This is a genomic window from Sporofaciens sp. St.21A7 (assembly GCF_059728535.1).
In genome coordinates, this window is record NZ_BAAGFN010000001.1 from 3,075,076 (window position 1) to 3,092,091 (window position 17,016).

Annotated in this window: 12 protein-coding genes; 2 read left to right on the forward strand and 10 right to left on the reverse strand. The window is 49.0% G+C overall.

All coding sequences use genetic code 11. The features are described 5' to 3' along the window. Window positions 1-120: 120 nt before the first annotated feature. Complete coding sequence (gene truA, locus AC6I3O_RS15170; RefSeq protein WP_497851622.1) at window positions 121-897, forward strand: tRNA pseudouridine(38-40) synthase TruA; 777 nt, start codon at window positions 121-123, stop codon at window positions 895-897. Window positions 898-981: 84 nt separating this feature from the next. Here the strand turns inward: truA and AC6I3O_RS15175 are convergent, their stop codons facing one another. Further along, a complete protein-coding gene (locus AC6I3O_RS15175; RefSeq protein WP_497851623.1) occupies window positions 982-1,707 on the reverse strand; it encodes a LytR/AlgR family response regulator transcription factor in 726 nt (241 codons plus the stop codon). 230 nt (window positions 1,708-1,937) lie between these two features. On the opposite strand from AC6I3O_RS15175, the gene AC6I3O_RS15180 reads away from it, so the two are divergent. Next, window positions 1,938-6,860, forward strand: a complete 4,923-nt coding sequence (locus tag AC6I3O_RS15180) for a hypothetical protein (RefSeq protein WP_497851624.1) — start codon at window positions 1,938-1,940, stop codon at window positions 6,858-6,860. A 153-nt stretch (window positions 6,861-7,013) separates the two neighbouring features. Here the strand turns inward: AC6I3O_RS15180 and AC6I3O_RS15185 are convergent, their stop codons facing one another. The 9 genes from AC6I3O_RS15185 to dnaG form a co-directional block, all read right to left on the reverse strand. Further along, window positions 7,014-7,760, reverse strand: a complete 747-nt coding sequence (locus AC6I3O_RS15185) for a DUF169 domain-containing protein (protein WP_497851625.1) — start codon at window positions 7,758-7,760, stop codon at window positions 7,014-7,016. Window positions 7,761-7,771: 11 nt separating this feature from the next. Continuing rightward, the gene (locus AC6I3O_RS15190) at window positions 7,772-8,578 is read right to left on the reverse strand and encodes an energy-coupling factor transporter transmembrane component T family protein (RefSeq protein WP_497851626.1); all 807 of its coding nucleotides are present in this window, start codon (window positions 8,576-8,578) and stop codon (window positions 7,772-7,774) included. Further along, the gene (locus AC6I3O_RS15195; protein ID WP_497851627.1) at window positions 8,562-10,073 is read right to left on the reverse strand and encodes an ABC transporter ATP-binding protein; all 1,512 of its coding nucleotides are present in this window, start codon (window positions 10,071-10,073) and stop codon (window positions 8,562-8,564) included. Before AC6I3O_RS15195 ends, AC6I3O_RS15190 begins: the two co-directional genes overlap by 17 nt. Window positions 10,074-10,084: 11 nt before the next feature. After that, on the reverse strand, window positions 10,085-10,642 hold the full coding sequence (locus tag AC6I3O_RS15200; protein ID WP_497851628.1) for an ECF transporter S component: 558 nt from the start codon (window positions 10,640-10,642) through the stop codon (window positions 10,085-10,087). 125 nt (window positions 10,643-10,767) lie between these two features. Beyond that, entirely contained in the window at window positions 10,768-12,435 is a 1,668-nt protein-coding gene (locus AC6I3O_RS15205) for a nucleoside kinase (protein WP_497851629.1), read from the reverse strand. Window positions 12,436-12,493: 58 nt separating this feature from the next. Then, on the reverse strand, window positions 12,494-13,276 hold the full coding sequence (locus AC6I3O_RS15210; protein WP_497851630.1) for a Nif3-like dinuclear metal center hexameric protein: 783 nt from the start codon (window positions 13,274-13,276) through the stop codon (window positions 12,494-12,496). Window positions 13,277-13,334: 58 nt separating this feature from the next. Next, window positions 13,335-14,045: a tRNA (adenine(22)-N(1))-methyltransferase gene (locus tag AC6I3O_RS15215; RefSeq protein ID WP_497851631.1), complete on the reverse strand. Its 711-nt coding sequence runs from the start codon at window positions 14,043-14,045 to the stop codon at window positions 13,335-13,337. 13 nt (window positions 14,046-14,058) lie between these two features. Beyond that, window positions 14,059-15,171 (reverse strand): RNA polymerase sigma factor RpoD, encoded by a 1,113-nt coding sequence (gene rpoD, locus AC6I3O_RS15220; RefSeq protein ID WP_497851632.1) that lies wholly within the window; start codon window positions 15,169-15,171, stop codon window positions 14,059-14,061. Window positions 15,172-15,210: 39 nt separating this feature from the next. Then, window positions 15,211-16,986: a DNA primase gene (gene dnaG, locus AC6I3O_RS15225; RefSeq protein WP_497853490.1), complete on the reverse strand. Its 1,776-nt coding sequence runs from the start codon at window positions 16,984-16,986 to the stop codon at window positions 15,211-15,213. Window positions 16,987-17,016 lie beyond the last annotated feature (30 nt).

A 17,016-nucleotide genomic window follows, 5' to 3' on the forward strand; every position in this document is an offset into this window, starting at 1 on the left:
GTAAGCCCTTTTATTATAACATAGAATTTGCTATACTAAATTAAATTTGTGGGAAATGAATTCCTCCCTCAAGGCGGGCTTTCCCCGACAATGTGATAGAAAGATGAGGTCTCTGTAAATATGAGAAGAAGAAATAAGGTGAAAGAAGAGCCGGTTTCCCTTAGAAACATCAAGCTCACCATCGAATACGACGGAAGCCGTTACCAAGGCTGGGAGCGGCTCGGGAAAGACGAGTCCAACAATACCATTTCCAACAAACTTCTGGAAGTTTTGAAGAAAATGACCGGCGAGGAACAGATAGAGATTTTCTGCGGATGCCGCACAGAATCCGGCGTCCACGCCTACGGACAAGTCGCCAATTTTAAGACCGGTTCCGATATGGATATCATGGACATGAAGCACTACCTGAACCGTTACCTCCCCATGGATATTGCCATCATCACAGTCGAAGAGGTGTCGGAACGTTTCCATTCCCAGTTGAACGCCATTTCCAAGACCTATATGTACCGCATGACCGTTGACGATGTGCCCAGTGTGTTCGACCGGAAATATACTTACCACTGCTTTAAGATTCCGGACAAACAGGCGATGCGCCAGGCTGCCTTGCTGCTTGCCGGAACCCATGACTTTAAGAATTTTTCTACTGCTAAGAAAAGTAAGTCTACCGTCCGGAAGCTTTATGACATTGAAATCTACAGCGCAGCCCAGGAGATGCAGATTATCCTCTATGCGGACGATTTCCTTCACAATATGGCGCGGCTGATTGTGGGGACGCTTCTGGATATCGGGCATGGAGTCCGCCCTAAGGAAGATATTGAGGACATCTTCAAAGGAATCAAACCGCCCAGTGCGCCATGCGACCCGAAAGGGCTTTATCTTCAGGAGATTTCTTATTAAGATGCCGATACAGACACGCCGGGAAATGAACTTGCATATGCAGAACATTTCCCGGCATATCTATATCCGTGCAGTCTATTTGTCTTATCCCCCCGCCTCCATCCTCGTCCGCTCAAAACAAAAGTCCAGATAAGCTTTCCGCACTTCCTTCTCCCTCCTGCGGCTCATATAGGCCTTCTTCCCATTACTCATTCTAAAGAAGTGATCCTCCAATTTTACGACCTCATAAAAATTGACCATAAGCCCCTTGGCACAGCGCTGAAAAAATGGAAAACTACAGAGCAGTTTTTCAAACTCCGTCTGGGATATCCTAGTCCGGATATCTTCTCCTCTTTTATTATATACCGTTACCATATGGTTGCCATATTCCGTGTAAATGATATTACGCAATACCATACGCTGCCCATCCGGCAGGACAATAAAACGTCCGGACTCGTATTCTTCCAGATTCAGCCTGCCAAACATCTCCCCAATTCCCTGTTTTGAAACAGGCTTCCTGAGATAGTAATTGGCGCCCACTTCATAACTTTCACTTGCGAATCCATTCCCCACCGTACAGAAAACCAGCCTGACGTCCTCGTCCATGCGGCGTATCCTCCGTGCAGCATCAATCCCGGACAGTCCCCCCATATAGATATCCAATAAGACCAGAGCATACCCATGAGGTATCCACACATCCAGAAATTCCTCGGCGCTTTGGAAGGTATCAATCCTATTTGCCATATACCCGGCTTCTTCCAGATAATGCCTAATCATCTCCGACAGCCCATTCAGTTCCCTAGGTTCATCGTCTATCACAGCGATTCTCATAGATTTTCTCCAAAACTTTTTTCCAAAACATAAATTAATGTCTCCATAATACCACAGAATTTTATGCGAGACAATATTGTTCCTTTTCCCGGATATCACCGTTTGAGTAAAAAAAATACCGTTTGAGATAATATGTTGAATATCTTTTTTCCAGCTTTGTATAATTTTTCTGTACAATCTGTTTAACAGAATGTACAGAAAAACCTTCTAGGTAAGGAGTACAGCGATTTATGAAAATGAAGACCAACAAGCCAACCATCTTACTGCTGTCAGGGGCCATACTGTTGTCTACACTTTTGGCAGTCACAACAGCCATGACAACCTTCTCCGTTTCCGCTGAAACAAATCAGGACGGAACAAACAACGAGCCGCTTAGCGAAGGAAATTCTAACCTCCCCGACGGACATAAGAACGAGAATCATGCCACACCGAAGGTCATAGTCCCTGACAAGATAAATCCGGAGACATCGGACACCGAAAGCGGCTGCTTTTCTAATATTGAGACACAGACTGCATCAAAGAACCAAAGGCAGCTTGACGCTGGCAGCGTAACCTATGAGACAACCGGCAACTATGTACATACCATCTACGCAAACGGCCAGCCATTAATCATCGAAGCCTCAAGTTCGGTCAGTTATGCAAAACTCTATCTCGATTCCAACGGAAACGGAATCGGTGAAGCATCGGAAGAAATCACTGCCTTCCAAGGCGACGGAAAACTTTCAGGCAGCGGCATCTACTATCTGGAAGGGTACGGATATTACCTTCCATATTCAACCATATACGGCGGCGGCAAAGACGGAACCCCCCAATACGATACCAGCGTCACCCTTTCCGGTCTTTCTGACTCATCGGAGAATTACACCGTATGGGCAATCTATGGCGGCAGTAAAAGCGGCGCCCTTACAGGAAACACACAGGTGAATATTTCCGGCGGCAATGTGGGATGGACATACGGAGGGGGCGGTACAGCCGAACTAAACGGAAACGCCGAGATTCACATGACCGGCGGCAGTGCATCCAAAAACATGTACGGCGGCAGCGCATCCGGGCAAATCAACGGGAATACCCGTATCCATATCGAATCCGGACAGGTGGTTTCCGTCTACGGCGGAAATGAAAACTCAGGACAGATTGCAGGCAGCACGGAACTGATATTCGATACCAATGCCAAAGCTAACGGATGGATTTACGGCGGCGGCGCAGGATACTCTGACGACGCCATAACCGAAGTCACTGGAAGCACAAACATCACGGTCAACGGCGGTACATTTGCCAAAAATATGTACGGCGGCGGCGCATGGCGCGGCGCAAAAGTCGGCGGCAGTAACATTACCGTCAATGGCGGTGTATTCGACGGATGGATTTACGGTGGCGGCGAGGAGTTATCCAGCGTGGCCGACAAAGTATTCATCACTATCAAGGGCGGCTCTGTCTCGGCAGTCAGCCCAGCCGGAGCCGGATTTGGGCAACCGGGTGCCGGACAAATAAACGCCGAGGTGGGAGACGCCGAGGTTCACTTAGAAGGCGGGACTGTCCAAACATTCTCGGCACTTTCAACCGATTACACTGCCGTCAACGGCGATCTATCCCTTTCACTGTCTGGGGATACATTCTCCGACACGGAGCTTTATCTGGGACGTTCCGGAAATCCTGTGAAACTGAAAAATGTTTCCATTCATATCACAGACGGGAAGGCACGGCTTTTGAAGCTCCAGTCACAGGTGACAGGGAACTTTTCCGTCGCACTAGACCGGGGGGACGTCTCAGACCTTGTACTGCTTCCTGATACACTTGCCGTTTCGGCAGGCGCAACCCTTTCCTATACGGATTGCGGTTCGTCCACGGGACGCTTCGGCACTTTCGTACAGGGTTCTTCCAACTACTTTACGGATATTGACAATCCGCTGTTGGTTGGCTCCCACCTATACCATAATCAATTTACCACAATTACATTCCGGAACAGTTATGTAAATTATTATGATGATACCATGTCAGGCGACGACAACAGCCCTAAGGCTTGTACGGAAAAACTCTTGATTGACGGCGGAACACTTAGGCTGACCGGGGACATGCTTACCAATATGCCAGCCACCGAATTCCAAAACAATCCGCTGCTATTGCGCACCAGCAGTTTCCGTGAGGGGGTTCATTTTGAAGAAACTCCCGTGGGCGCCGCACGGCTTCAGTGGATGGACACCGACGGGACTGGAATCCCGGAAAATATGTCCGAACACAGCATTGCGGAAACACCCCTTGATACCCCTGACGAAACATTTTCTGCTGCAAATACCGAATATGCGTTAAAACGAGACAATGCCTCCCGCTCAGACTCCACAGGCCAAATCTGGCAAGGGTCAGCCTGGTACACGGATAAGGCAGAATTACTCTGCAAATGTCAGGTAATCGGTTCTTCCTTAGTAGAAAACCTGTTTCCACTTCCTGCGGGAAATGCTTCGGCATCCTTTCCCTTACAGGATGCACTCACAGGCAATACCAACCTTTCCTCAAGCTGCCTGGTCATCGGACACAGGGGAACTTCCCCGAGTTTCACCTATTCCGTAATCCCTGACGGGACGGCCATCGCCGACGCCGCAATCACAAACGACACTCTGACCGTCAGCCAAACCGGCTCGGTTCATGTCAATGTAACGCAAAATCTGAATGGCAGGTCCCATACTTACGATACTTATGTATATGTCCTTCAGGTTCCCCAAGAAGACAGCTCCCGGTTCACGAAAGGTCTGGCAGAGGACATTTCTCTCTCATTTCAGGGGGACGGGATTACATTTGAGCGGAACTACTCTTATATCTGGAATAATTCAGACCATGCATACATGGATACCGACAGTTATACCATGACGCTGGAAAACGATGTGCTGACGTTTGTTCTCAAGGAGGAATACCTGAATCAGTTAGAGCTTGGTGAGTATGATTTCCAGGCCTGTGCATATATGAATCAGGGTGGCGGCAGCGGTAAAAGATATGAGCATGCTTTTAAGGTCAACATTGCCCTTCCCACAGAAGTAACCGACCCGGTCATCGAGCTGCCGCAGGAACGTTACCAATACGATGGAACCAAAAAAATGCCCTCTGTCACGGTGAAAGACAAAGAAACGGTCATTCCTTCCAGCGAATATACCGTCAGCTACCAGAATAATCTGGATGTCGGTACGGCTTCCGTTACGATTACGGACAATCCGGGAGGAAATTATATTGTAAATGGCAAGGCGACATTTGAGATTGTCAATGATTACCTCCCCGAAAATGGCGTTGATTACGGCACAACGCCTCTGAAAGAAGGCTGGGCAAATTGTGATTTTGTGGTAACGGCAACGGAAAACCACGTTCTGTCCACCGACAATACGGCAGATGGCGAATGGGTGAAGGAAATAACAAGAACCGGCGAAACAAAGAGCGGCCTTGTGTCTTTCTATGTAAAAGATTTGGAAACCGGGGCGATTTCTTTGACAGCCACAGAGGAATATAAACTTGACCGGACAGAGCCGGAAGACTATGACATCCACTTTAATGAAAGCTCGGTTAAGAAGCTGATCCATGAAGTCACTTTCGGGCTTCTCTTCCGTGAAACGGTAGAGGTAAAGATCACTGCCAGGGATACATTAAGCGGAATCGGCCATATCTCTTATTTTCTCTCTGATACGATCCTGACTGAAGAACAGGTACGAAAGATTACGGACTGGTGCGAAGGAGAACATTTTCACATCACGGCCGAGGATGCGAAAAAAATGATCGTCTACGCAAAGGCGGCTGACCGGGCGGGCAATCTTGTGTGCTTTGCCTCAGAAGGCGCAGAATTTGACCTGACCCCGCCTGCGATCACAGGCGTTACGGATGGCGAGATTTACTACACCACGCAGGCTGCGGCCATTACCGACAAACATCCTGGGACGGTTATGCTGAACGGGCAGAGTGTTTCCGGAACTATTCTCCTTCCCGGAAATGTAGAGGAAACTTATGTCATAAAGGCGGTTGACCAGGCGGGCAATGAGACAATTGCCACAATCCAGATGAAACCCATCCAAACCATTGCAGAACCTATCGGAGGTCTTGTTAAGGATACGGTAACTTCCGATGACCAGATGTGCATCCGGACAGTAATTACGGAACTGGAACTGCTGCTTGACTCGGAACATCTGACGGAACAGGAAAAAGCGGCGATTGACGGGTTCAAGCATGACGCTGAAATTCTGGACGCGCAGGTCATTTCCGCATCCAAGGCGGCAGATGCAGAAGAAATACAGGCGGTTGACGGCATTTCCAAAGATACGGTAAGTCTGGAGGACAGAGACAATCTGGAAAAAGCAAAAGACGCATTGGAGGCTGCGATTCATGAGTATGGCGAAAATTATACCGACGATGAAAAGCAGGAAATCGAAGACAACATCGCACGTATTGACGAATCGCTGGAAAGCCTTAGGAACGTGCAGGCCGTAACCGATGCAATCTTGAATTTACCGGATGCGGCGTTTGTAAGCCCGGACGATACGGAGGCAGAACAAGCGGCTAAGGAGGCGGAAGAACTTTTCGACGCCCTGACGGAGCATGAGAAGTCTCTGGTCGATACCACGATTCTCGAACAAGTGCTTGCCGCTCTGACGGACTATCAGATTCTTGAAGGCGACAACAGTCAATGGAAGGGCGATAGCAGCAATCATCTTGTTTTCAAGGCAAACGGGGCTGTCGATAAATTTACGGGGATTTTGGTTGACGAGGAAACGGTTGATGATAAAAATTACACGGTGACATCCGGCAGTACGGTTATTACGCTGAAAGCCGGCTTTCTGGGGACATTAGCGAATGGGAAGCATCGCTTAACCGTACTTTATCTGGACGGGGAGACCTCCGCCGTATTCGAGATTCTGCCGAAATCTTCGGGCAGCGATCTCGACAAACCCACTGGCGGGGATTCTTCCGGCGACCCTTCCGACAAGCCTTCCGGCGGGGATTCTTCCGGCGACCCTTCCGGTGAGAAAATTACCCGGAAGCCTTCCGATAGCATTCCTTCTACTTCTGTCCGTACAGGCGATGAAGAACGTCCCTTGCGGTGGCTTGTTTGCTTACTTAGCTCATTTGCCTGTGTGTCCGGAACCATATTTTATCGAAGAAAGAAGAAATCTTTGACTTCCTAATTTCCGCAGACTTGACAGGAGATTCAATCAAATTGAGAGCGCTGGCGGCTCGTTGCCGCACAGCCCTCTCTTCACAGGAATGTTCTCCTCTAATTCTGGTTTCAATACGTCCAAAATATCAGACTCATATTGACAGCAATTATATCTACTACTCTAATAATTTGGCTTCGTCGCCACAGTCCCTTCCGTAACCATCTCAAATAATTCAAACGGAATCCCCACAGCCATATCATTTTCATCCCACTTACACAGCATACGCGTACTCGGACACAACACACTGACATTCATCTCCCCTGTCAGATAAGGCGAAACGGTCAGCTCCGAACACATCCCCTGCATTGCGCCCATATCAACCGCCGGCTTCTTTCCGGTACGGTACTCATAGCCCTGCACCAGCCTCATTGACTGAAGCGCATTGGTCATCACAATAATGACATCCGGCGTCTGCACACATGCTTTCAGCGGCACCACTGCAATCCCATAGGTTGACACCGGCTCCCGGTGCAGGCTCTTAATAGCCGAGCGCATCCTTCTTGCCACCGCCACGGAAGAATATAGTTTGTAAGAAAAATACTCCTGCCCGCTCTCAATCCGCTCCGTACTCTCTTCCAGCGCAAAAGCAGTCGTAGCGCCGTCACAGCGATGATGCTCCAGACGGCACTTAATCCCATTGCCTTTTACCGCCGCATCCTTTACCATCACACAGTACGCTGTCGCAGCTTTGATTTCATCCACCGGATACTTATCATACTCCTCTTTCGTAAACAAAAACGTAATCCCCACCGGCTCTCTGGTCAAGCCAATAGTTTCTTTCAATGTGTTGACACATTCTATCACTCTTTCCCTCGGATACTCTTCATGAGGCAATCCATACTCAATATTTTTATGTTTATATGGCATATCTCTTCCTCCTACTGTATTGCTGCAAAACTAAACCTGTATAAATCATATTTTACCAAAACTGCGACCACAAGACCATAGAGCAGCAAAGAAACCGCCAGAAACATCCAATCTGACTTATCTACTGACGTTTTCTTATAAAATGTCCTTAGTTCCTCGCGCCCAAGCCCCCGGCTTTCCATGGCGCACGCCACACGCTCCCCTCTCCTTGCCGCTACACACAACAAGGGGAGCAATACCCGAAACGGCGATGTAAACCTCGATAAAACGCCTCTGTTCCACGGTATCCCGCGGATTTCCTGCGCCAGATGGATGGAATCCACCTGAGACTGCAATTCTGGAAGAAACCGGTACGTCGCCATCGTCGCATAGCCATGCACCACAGAAACCTTACACTGTATAATCAGGCTCAATACCAGATCCCTCGGCCTTGTAGTCAATACAAACCCCATAGACATCGTAACCAACGCCAGTATCCGAAATCCTAAGGAGACTGCATGTACAAGATCTCGCTTTGTCCATCTGAATAACCATAGCCGGAACACAATCCCCGGCTCATCGTTCAACCCTCTAAGCACAAGCATCGAAAACATGAACAACACACTGACTACCAGAAATATGAGAAGCCTTCTCAACAGATTGCCCATGGGTATCCTTCCTGCCAGCCATGTAGCAAAAAAAGCCAACAGAAACGTCAAGATCGGAAGCACCGGAAAATATGACATACATACAACCACCGTCAACACGGTAATCACAAGAAGTTTTATCATCGGATTCCTCCGATGGAGAAATGAATCTTGTTCAATATAAGCAAACATTGTCTGTCCTCTCTCCCCGCCATGCAAAATATTCCCCTGTCGGCAGGCTCTTTACGACGCTTCCATTTTCGATTTCCACTACATGGGTCGCATATTGCCTGACCAGTGATAAGTCATGGGTAATCATCACGATCGTAATCCCCTTCTCCACAAGTTCCTGCATGTCCTTCATCAATTCCTGCCTGTTCTCAAAATCCTGCCCATATGTCGGCTCGTCCAGAAACAGAATCTCCTGATTTGTAAGAAGCATACTTGCCACACTCAGCCTTCTCTTCTGCCCCTGACTCAACACAAAAGGACTTTTTTCCTTCTCTTCCTCCAGATGAAACTGCTCAAGCATGCCCTTGATACGGCGCTCCTTCTCCTCCCGCGATTCCCGGGTCCGTTTCAGGCTGAACATCATCTCATCCCACACTGTATTCGTAATGAACTGGTTCTCCGGATTCTGGAATACCAATCCAATCAAATGATATAATTTCTTTGTAGGATAGCTTTCCAGCTCCTTCCCAAACAGGCGTATGGTTCCGGAATCCGGCTTACATACCTTAAAAATCAGTTTCATAAGGGTGGATTTCCCCACGCCGTTTTCTCCCACGATTGCAAGGAAATCCTGCTTATGCACCTGCATATGGAAATCTCTTAGAATCTGCCTGCCCCTCCCGTTCTTCCTTCCGGGAACCGGATAGGCAAAATCCAGATGGCTAATATCCAGTACGATTTCCTTATTGCGGAAAACCCGTCCCGCCTCAGGAACCTTGGCGTCTCTTTCCGACATTTCCCGCCTGAACAAGCCGCCTGCTTCTTCCCTCTGACAGTCAATTACCTTTCTTCCGCTGCCGTCAAGCCCAATCACCCAGTCTACTTCCCCAAGGATCTCACTGATGTTATGCTCTACGATAATAACCGTCATATTCTCTTCCCGTGAAATCCGTACAATCAACTGAAAAACCTGCGCCCTGCTCTCTGGGTCCAGATTTGCCGTCGGCTCATCCAGCAGAAGAATCTTCGGTTTCATCACAAGAATAGACGCAATGGCAATCTTCTGTTTCTGCCCGCCAGAGAGCTGGTCAAGCTCCATCTCTTCGTACCCGGGAAGACCGATAAAAGAAAGGACTTCTTCGATACGCCGCCTGATTTCATCCTCAGAATACCCCATATTCTCCATTCCGAAAGCAAGCTCTTCCTCTACGGTAAAGGTACAGAACTGACTCTCTGGATTCTGCATCACCAAGCCAATCCTGTCACAGCGGTATCTGGGAAGCGTCTCCGTAATATCTTCACCATAAAGCAGTACCTTGCCTTCCAGTTTCCCTTCAAACATGTGGGGAATCAGCCCGTTCAGCAAATTCAGCACTGAACTTTTCCCACACCCGCTAGGTCCGCTGATTACATGGATTTTTCCCTCAAAAAAACTACAGGAAAGATGCTCCCATACCGGAAGCCTCTCTCCATCATAAACATATGTAACGTCCTTAATTTCAAGAATCTTCTTCATCTTAGCCCCGCCTATCTGGCACATGCGAATCCTTTCAGGACGCCAGTCTTAACTAATGCCGCCGTAATAACTTTTACAAGGATAATTCCGATTACAACAGCGCTAAACAGACGGACTGCAATCACCCCGATGGCAATCGTCGTGCCATAAGCCCACGGAGACCCCCAGACCAATCCATCGCGGCATAACACAAATACTGCGGAAAGAATTGCCCCAAGCACCATATCTTTCAGGCTTCCCTCGTATTTTCCCAATGCATAGGCAACCTCCATCCCCAACGCCTGTAAAAGACCTGCAAGGACGAGCTGCAGGCCATAGGGGCTTCCAAGCAGCAGGTTCACGCCCGCCGTGACCAGTCCGCTGAAAATGGCAAATCCCGGTTTCCTTACGATATACATGGGCAAGGATGCCGACAACAGATAAATCCCGAATGTCAGCTCCATAAATACCGTCCCCAGCGCTGCTGACAACGGCATATATGCATAGTCTAACAGGGTGTAGACTACCCCGATAACTGCGGCTACCATCGCAACGATGACGACTTCCTTTGTTGTAAATTTCTTTTGCATTTCAATTTCACTCCTTTGTACTATTTTGAGAAACTTCATTCCTAAAATAGTATATCGTTATCTTCCGATACAGTAAAATTGATAAAAATTATAAACAGCCGCATTTATTGTTTTTATATAAATTCTCATACCTTAAAACAACCGCCCCCGATAAACTCCCTCAGCAGCGAATTAGTCGGCACGTTCTCACTCCCGATCCCCACAAAATAATCCAGGAATTTCAGCAGCCTCTTCGCCTCCAGATACTCCGGACAGCTCCTGTCAATCCCGAACAGCAGCGGCTCCACATAGATCTTCAGCACAGCCAGCTCATAGATCAGCGCAGAATTGAACATGATATCCGCCTCTTCCTGGAACGGGAAGATGAACTTCTCTTCCCCCCGCCTTACCGACTGCCACATCCGTATGGTACGCTGCGCAGACGACCCTCTGGTACGGGCGTCCCGCACAATGCGGCGCAGAAGCCTTCCGTCCGTAGTCGGAATCCGGTCATGCTCGTCAACATTTAACTGGGTTAACGCACTGATATAAATCTTAAATTTATTTTCATCCGGCAGGTTCTTTGTCATCTTAGGATTCAGGCAATGGATTCCTTCAATCACCAGCACATCGTTGTCTCCCAGCTTCATAGCCTTCGTCCCGTACTCTTTATGGCCCGTTACAAAATTAAACGTAGGAATGATGACTTCCTTCCCGTCGAGCAGCTCGTTTAACTGGCGGTTGAACAGGCCGACGTCCACGGCCTCCAGACATTCAAAATCATAAGCACCTGTCTCGTCTTTGGGATTATCCTCCCGCTCCACAAAATAATTATCCACTGCAATAGGCCTTGGCGTCATACCGTTTGCCCGGAGCTGGACAGAGAGCCGGTGGGAAAATGTGGTCTTCCCGGAAGAAGACGGCCCTGCAATCAGAATGAATTTAAGTTCCGGACGCGCCGCAATCTGCGCGGCAATCTCCGCAATCTTTTTCTCCTGCAGCGCCTCCTGAACCAGAACCACATCATGGACGCCATCCCTTGTAATTCTGTCATTCAGCGCGCCCACCGTCTCGATTCCCTGTATATCTCCCCAGTGCACCGATTCTTTCAGCACATGGAACAGCTTATTCTGTGGTTCAAAAGCCGGCACCACTTTCGGCGCAGACTTGACCGGCATCTGCACCACAAATCCCTCGTCATACAGATAAAGCTTAAAATATTTCAGATACCCGGCGCTTGGAACCATATACCCATAGTGATAATCCTCGAATTCATTCATGCTGTATATATTTACCTTGGAAACCCTGCGGTAGCGGAACAGACGCTCCTTGTCATGCATGCCGTGGCGTCCGAACAGCGCGATTGCGTCGTCCGTGCGGACAGAACGCTTGTTGATCGGCATATCCATCTCCACCATCTCGCGCATCCTTGCCTCCACCCGGCTAAGGAACGCCTGATCCACGGAAATATCTCCTTTCACGGTACAGTAGTATCCCTTACTTACGGAAAAATGTATCCTTACCTTCTCAATGGCGTCATGTCCCGCCACGTCATACACAGCCTTCACCATCATCAGGCTGATGCTGCGCTGGTAAGCCCTGTGCCCAATCTCCCCGGCAGTGGTCTCGAATTCCAGTACGCAGTCTGATTTCAGTTTCTTAAATAGCTCCTGTAATTTGCCGTTCACAAATACCAGAACGATGTCATCCTCATAATCCTTCTGATATTCCTTTACAATCTCACGGTATGTAGTTCCCGCTTCATAAAGCCGGGTCTCTTCTCCGATTTTTACCTGATACATCTCCTTGCCCATATGTGCACCTCTTTCCCCAAGATTCTTTTAACACATTTCATAAATGTTCACATATCCCCTATATATTCACATAAGGATGCCTCACCGGAGCAGTAATAACCTCCACGCCTGGCAAATGCTCCGTAAGGAACTGCTTCATATCCTCCACAAATATATGCTCCATCCCATAATGCCCCGCATCAATCACAGCCATCCCCTGCGCCACGGCATCAATCCCTTCATGATGCCCGATATCCCCGGTAATCAGCACGTCCGCTCCCTTATTAAGCGCATCCCGGATTACGCTCTTGCCAGAGCCCGGACAAACTGCCGCCTTATGGACCTGCATTTTCAAATTCCCAAATACACGGACTGCATCCAGAGAAAACGTCTTCTTTACTTTCTCACAGCACGATTCCAAATCCGACGGCTCTTCCAGATATCCGGCCCGCCCGATGCCTTTTACTTCTCCTGCTTCCTCGCAGGTGGTCTCCAAAACCTCCTGCCGTCCAAGTTCCAGCAAATCCGCCGCTAGTTCTGCCATCCGGATTACGTCGTAATTCGTATGCATGGCATAATAACAGATATCCCCTCTGGCAAGCTCAAGCACACGCCTGCCGATAAAATCCTGATTCGTAATCTGTTTCATCCCGCCAAATATCAGCGGATGATGCGTCACCAGCAAATCTGCCCCACACTTCGACGCCTCTGCGATTACCTCGTCTATGGCATCCAGAGCAAGATAAATTCTCTCTATCTCCTTATCGTCCCTTCCGACCAAAAGGCCGACATTATCCCACTCCATGGCATACCTTCTTGCATAACTGCCCTCTATCGCAGTCATGACATCCTTACATAACATTTGACTCCACCTTTCTAAACCCTAATCCTTGATTTCCCCATATATGGAATCAGACAGGCTACACTTCCGGGTGGATACAATAATATCCAAGCGCCCTGCTGATAATCATAATCTCCCTCCTGATTTCCTCCATGCGCTCCTTCGCCCCTTGGCTCGCCACATGATGGCTCAGCTCCTTAAAAATTCCCTCCCGAATTTCCAATTCTCTGTGCAGGAATTTCTCAAGCACCGGGTTCTTCTTCTCTAAAAGCCGTTTTCCAAAAATATACTCGCACTCCGCATACCTTGGTGATTCTCCATGAATCACCCGCATCATCGGATAATATTTCCCGTCCTCCTCCACCATGTCCTCGTCTATAATATTCATATTGTGGTCCAAAAGATACCTGCGCACCCGCCAAACCTCCGACTGAGGCTGCAAGATGCATGCTTTCAGGCTCTTCACCACCTCTCTTCCTTCTTCCAGAATCTTAATCACCAGTCCGCCCCCCATGCCGGCGGCAATCATCGTATCCACTTCCCCGGGCTTCACTGCCGACAACCCGTCAGACAGCCGCGTCTCAATCTGCCCTTTTAAATTATACCCGATAATATGCATCCTTGCGCGCTCCAAAGGTCCTCCGTTAATGTCCAGCGCAATCACCTTGGACGCGATGTTCTGCTGCATCAGATAAATAGGTATGTATCCATGATCCGTTCCAACATCTGCAACAGAGGCGCCCTCTGTCACAAGACTTGCAACCGCATAAAGTCTTCTTGATAGTTCCATAGGCGCCTCTTTCTTAATCCAGATAATCTCTTAATTTTCTGCTGCGGCTTGGATGCCGGAGCTTCCGTAAGGCTTTCGCCTCAATCTGGCGGATACGCTCCCTTGTGACGTCGAATTCCTTCCCCACTTCCTCCAGCGTACGCGCGCGTCCGTCATTCATGCCGAACCGTAATCTTAAAACCTTTTGTTCTCTCTCTGTCAGTGTATCCAGCACCTCGTCAAGCTGCTCCTTGAGAAGCGTCTGTGCCGCCGCCTCTGCCGGGACAGGCACGTTGTCGTCCTGAATAAAGTCCCCAAGGTGGCTGTCCTCTTCCTCGCCGATTGGTGTCTCCAGCGACACCGGCTCCTGGGAAATCTTCAGAATTTCCCGGACCCTCTCCACAGGCATGTCCAACTCCTGTGCAATCTCTTCCGGCGTGGGTTCACGCCCAAGCTCCTGCAATAATTGTCTGGACACGCGGATTAATTTATTGATTGTCTCCACCATATGGACCGGAATACGGATGGTCCTGGCCTGATCTGCAATCGCCCGGGTAATCGCCTGGCGGATCCACCATGTGGCATAGGTACTGAACTTGAATCCCTTGCGGTAGTCGAACTTCTCCACCGCCTTTATCAGGCCCAGATTCCCCTCCTGAATCAGATCCAAAAACAGCATGCCCCGCCCCACATAACGCTTGGCAATGCTGACCACCAGACGCAGGTTCGCCTCGGCAAGACGCTTCTTGGCATCCTCATCCCCTTCTGCCATCCTGCTTGCCAGATCCACTTCCTCATCCGCCGTCAGAAGCGGCACCTTGCCAATCTCCTTCAGGTACATGCGCACCGGGTCCTCGATGCTGATTCCGTCCGGGACAGACAGATCCAGCTTCTCCATGTCCACCTCGTCTTCTTCGGAAATCATGAGATCCACGTCGTCAATATCATCGTCGTCCCCGCTGATGCGCAGCACGTCAATGTTATGCGACTCCAGATACTCAAACACCTTCTCCATGTGGTCTGGCTCCAGTTCCATATCTGAAAAGAAATCATTAATTTCCTGTACTTCCAGAATACTCTTCTTCTTTTTTCCCAGAGAGACCAGATCTTTTAATTTCTCTTCAAATTTCACTATGTTTTCTTCCATATAGTGCCCATCCTCTCATTGCTTGCTTATATTTTATCCTTAATTAACAGAAATATGCAGTTTTTGGATGTCCTGCATCTTGCTTTTTACTTCCATCAGCCTTTGCAGCCCCAACATGTCCGTGGGATCTAAGTTTCGCGTCGCCTCCTCGATGCTGTGGTTCTTCACCCGCAGGACCGTCTCTTTCAGCGCCTTTTCTTGTTCCTTCACCGTCGTCAGCTCCCGGATCTTCGTGTGGAACAGACTTGCAACCTCCCGATGCTCTTCTTCATCCGTAAAATGATTCATGATTTTTGCCGGATTCACATCTCCCGCCCGGTACTGTTCATATAAGAGCTCAGCTACCGTCCGGTACAAATCTCCTGAAAAATCTGACGGCGTAATATAGGGTTCAATCTGACGGAAAATAGACGCATCCTCAATGAGCCAGGTCAGCAGTATCTTCTGTGACTTCTTGATCCCGTCTTCTTTTCCCTTAGGCTGTTGGTTCGTCGGCTTAGGGCGCTTCGCAGGAGCCGCAAGGCCTGCCTGGATTGCCATCCGCCCTACCAGTTTGCGCAAATCTTCTCTCCCTACATGGTAGGCTTGTGCTACCGCTTCTATGTAGTTATTGCGCTCAATCTCTTCGTCAAATTCCGTCAGCCGCCTCGCTGCTTCCCGCATAAAATCCGTCTTTCCTTCCGGGGTATGCAAGTCATACTCCCTCTCTAGGACTTCAAGGCTAAACATAAATCCATTCCTGGCCTTCCCGATTCGCTCCTCAAATGCATCCGCCCCAAGATTCTTGATGAACTCATCCGGGTCTTTGTAAGGCTCCATACGGATAATCTTTGCGGTAATCCCCACATCCTTTAGAATCGGCACGGCACGCAGCGCCGCCTTCGTCCCAGCCTCATCGCTGTCATAGGTCAGATAAACCTCCTGCACATACCGCTTGATGAGCGCGGCATGTCCCGGCGTCAGCGCCGTCCCAAGGGACGCTACTGCATTGGTAAACCCTGCCTGATGGAGGGAAATCACATCCATATATCCCTCGCACAGCAGGAAATAAGGCTTCTTGGAACTTCTTGCCCGGTTCAGTCCGTAGAGGTTGCGGCTCTTGTCGAAGATCAACGTCTCCGGCGAATTCAGGTATTTCGGTTTCCCATCTCCCATGACCCGGCCGCCGAACCCGATGACCCGGCTGTTCACGTCCATGATCGGAAACATTACCCTGTTCCAAAACTTATCATATACCCCCTGCCGCTCATCCAAACTCACAAGCCCTGCCTTCAAAAGCATCTCCGTCTGATACCCCTTTGACTTTAGGTACTGGTACAAATCATCGCTGTACTTGTTCGAGTACCCAAGACCGAAAGCCCGGATGGTATCGTCGCTAAGCTTCCTGTCCTTTAAATAGGACAGGGCATGAACGCCCTGTTCCTTCTTCAGTTGTACATAATAATACTGCGCCGCCAGCTTATTGATTTCAAGGAGAACCGCCTTGGTATCCGCCCTCTCCTTTGCCTCCTTCGAGTACTCCTGTTCCGGCAGTTCTACCCCTGCCCGGTCTGCCAGGTACTTTAGCGCTTCCACAAAAGAATAATTCTCATATTCCATCAGAAAAGTAAATACATTCCCTCCTGCCCCGCAGCCGAAACAGTAGTACATCTGTTTCTGCCTGCTGACGGAAAAAGACGGCGATTTCTCATTGTGGAACGGACAAAGCCCAAAATAAGAACTTCCCTTCTTCTGAAGCCTTACATAACTGGATATGACATCCACTATATCGTTTTTCGACCTTACTTCTTCAATTACTTCATCGGAATAATACATCATTTACACCCTCATATATAATATTCGACA

Bases quoted from the DNA above. Each gene is read 5' to 3' on its own strand.
- AC6I3O_RS15200 (WP_497851628.1), bottom strand. From the start codon at position 10,642: ATGCAAAAGAAATTTACAACAAAGGAAGTCGTCATCGTTGCGATGGTA.
- truA (WP_497851622.1), top strand. From the start codon at position 121: ATGAGAAGAAGAAATAAGGTGAAAGAAGAGCCGGTTTCCCTTAGAAAC.
- AC6I3O_RS15190 (WP_497851626.1), bottom strand. From the start codon at position 8,578: ATGTTTGCTTATATTGAACAAGATTCATTTCTCCATCGGAGGAATCCG.
- AC6I3O_RS15205 (WP_497851629.1), bottom strand. From the start codon at position 12,435: ATGGGCAAGGAGATGTATCAGGTAAAAATCGGAGAAGAGACCCGGCTT.
- AC6I3O_RS15180 (WP_497851624.1), top strand. From the start codon at position 1,938: ATGAAAATGAAGACCAACAAGCCAACCATCTTACTGCTGTCAGGGGCC.
- AC6I3O_RS15175 (WP_497851623.1), bottom strand. From the start codon at position 1,707: ATGAGAATCGCTGTGATAGACGATGAACCTAGGGAACTGAATGGGCTG.
- AC6I3O_RS15215 (WP_497851631.1), bottom strand. From the start codon at position 14,045: ATGGAACTATCAAGAAGACTTTATGCGGTTGCAAGTCTTGTGACAGAG.
- AC6I3O_RS15195 (WP_497851627.1), bottom strand. From the start codon at position 10,073: ATGAAGAAGATTCTTGAAATTAAGGACGTTACATATGTTTATGATGGA.
- AC6I3O_RS15185 (WP_497851625.1), bottom strand. From the start codon at position 7,760: ATGCCATATAAACATAAAAATATTGAGTATGGATTGCCTCATGAAGAG.
- AC6I3O_RS15210 (WP_497851630.1), bottom strand. From the start codon at position 13,276: ATGTTATGTAAGGATGTCATGACTGCGATAGAGGGCAGTTATGCAAGA.
- rpoD (WP_497851632.1), bottom strand. From the start codon at position 15,171: ATGGAAGAAAACATAGTGAAATTTGAAGAGAAATTAAAAGATCTGGTC.
- dnaG (WP_497853490.1), bottom strand. From the start codon at position 16,986: ATGTATTATTCCGATGAAGTAATTGAAGAAGTAAGGTCGAAAAACGAT.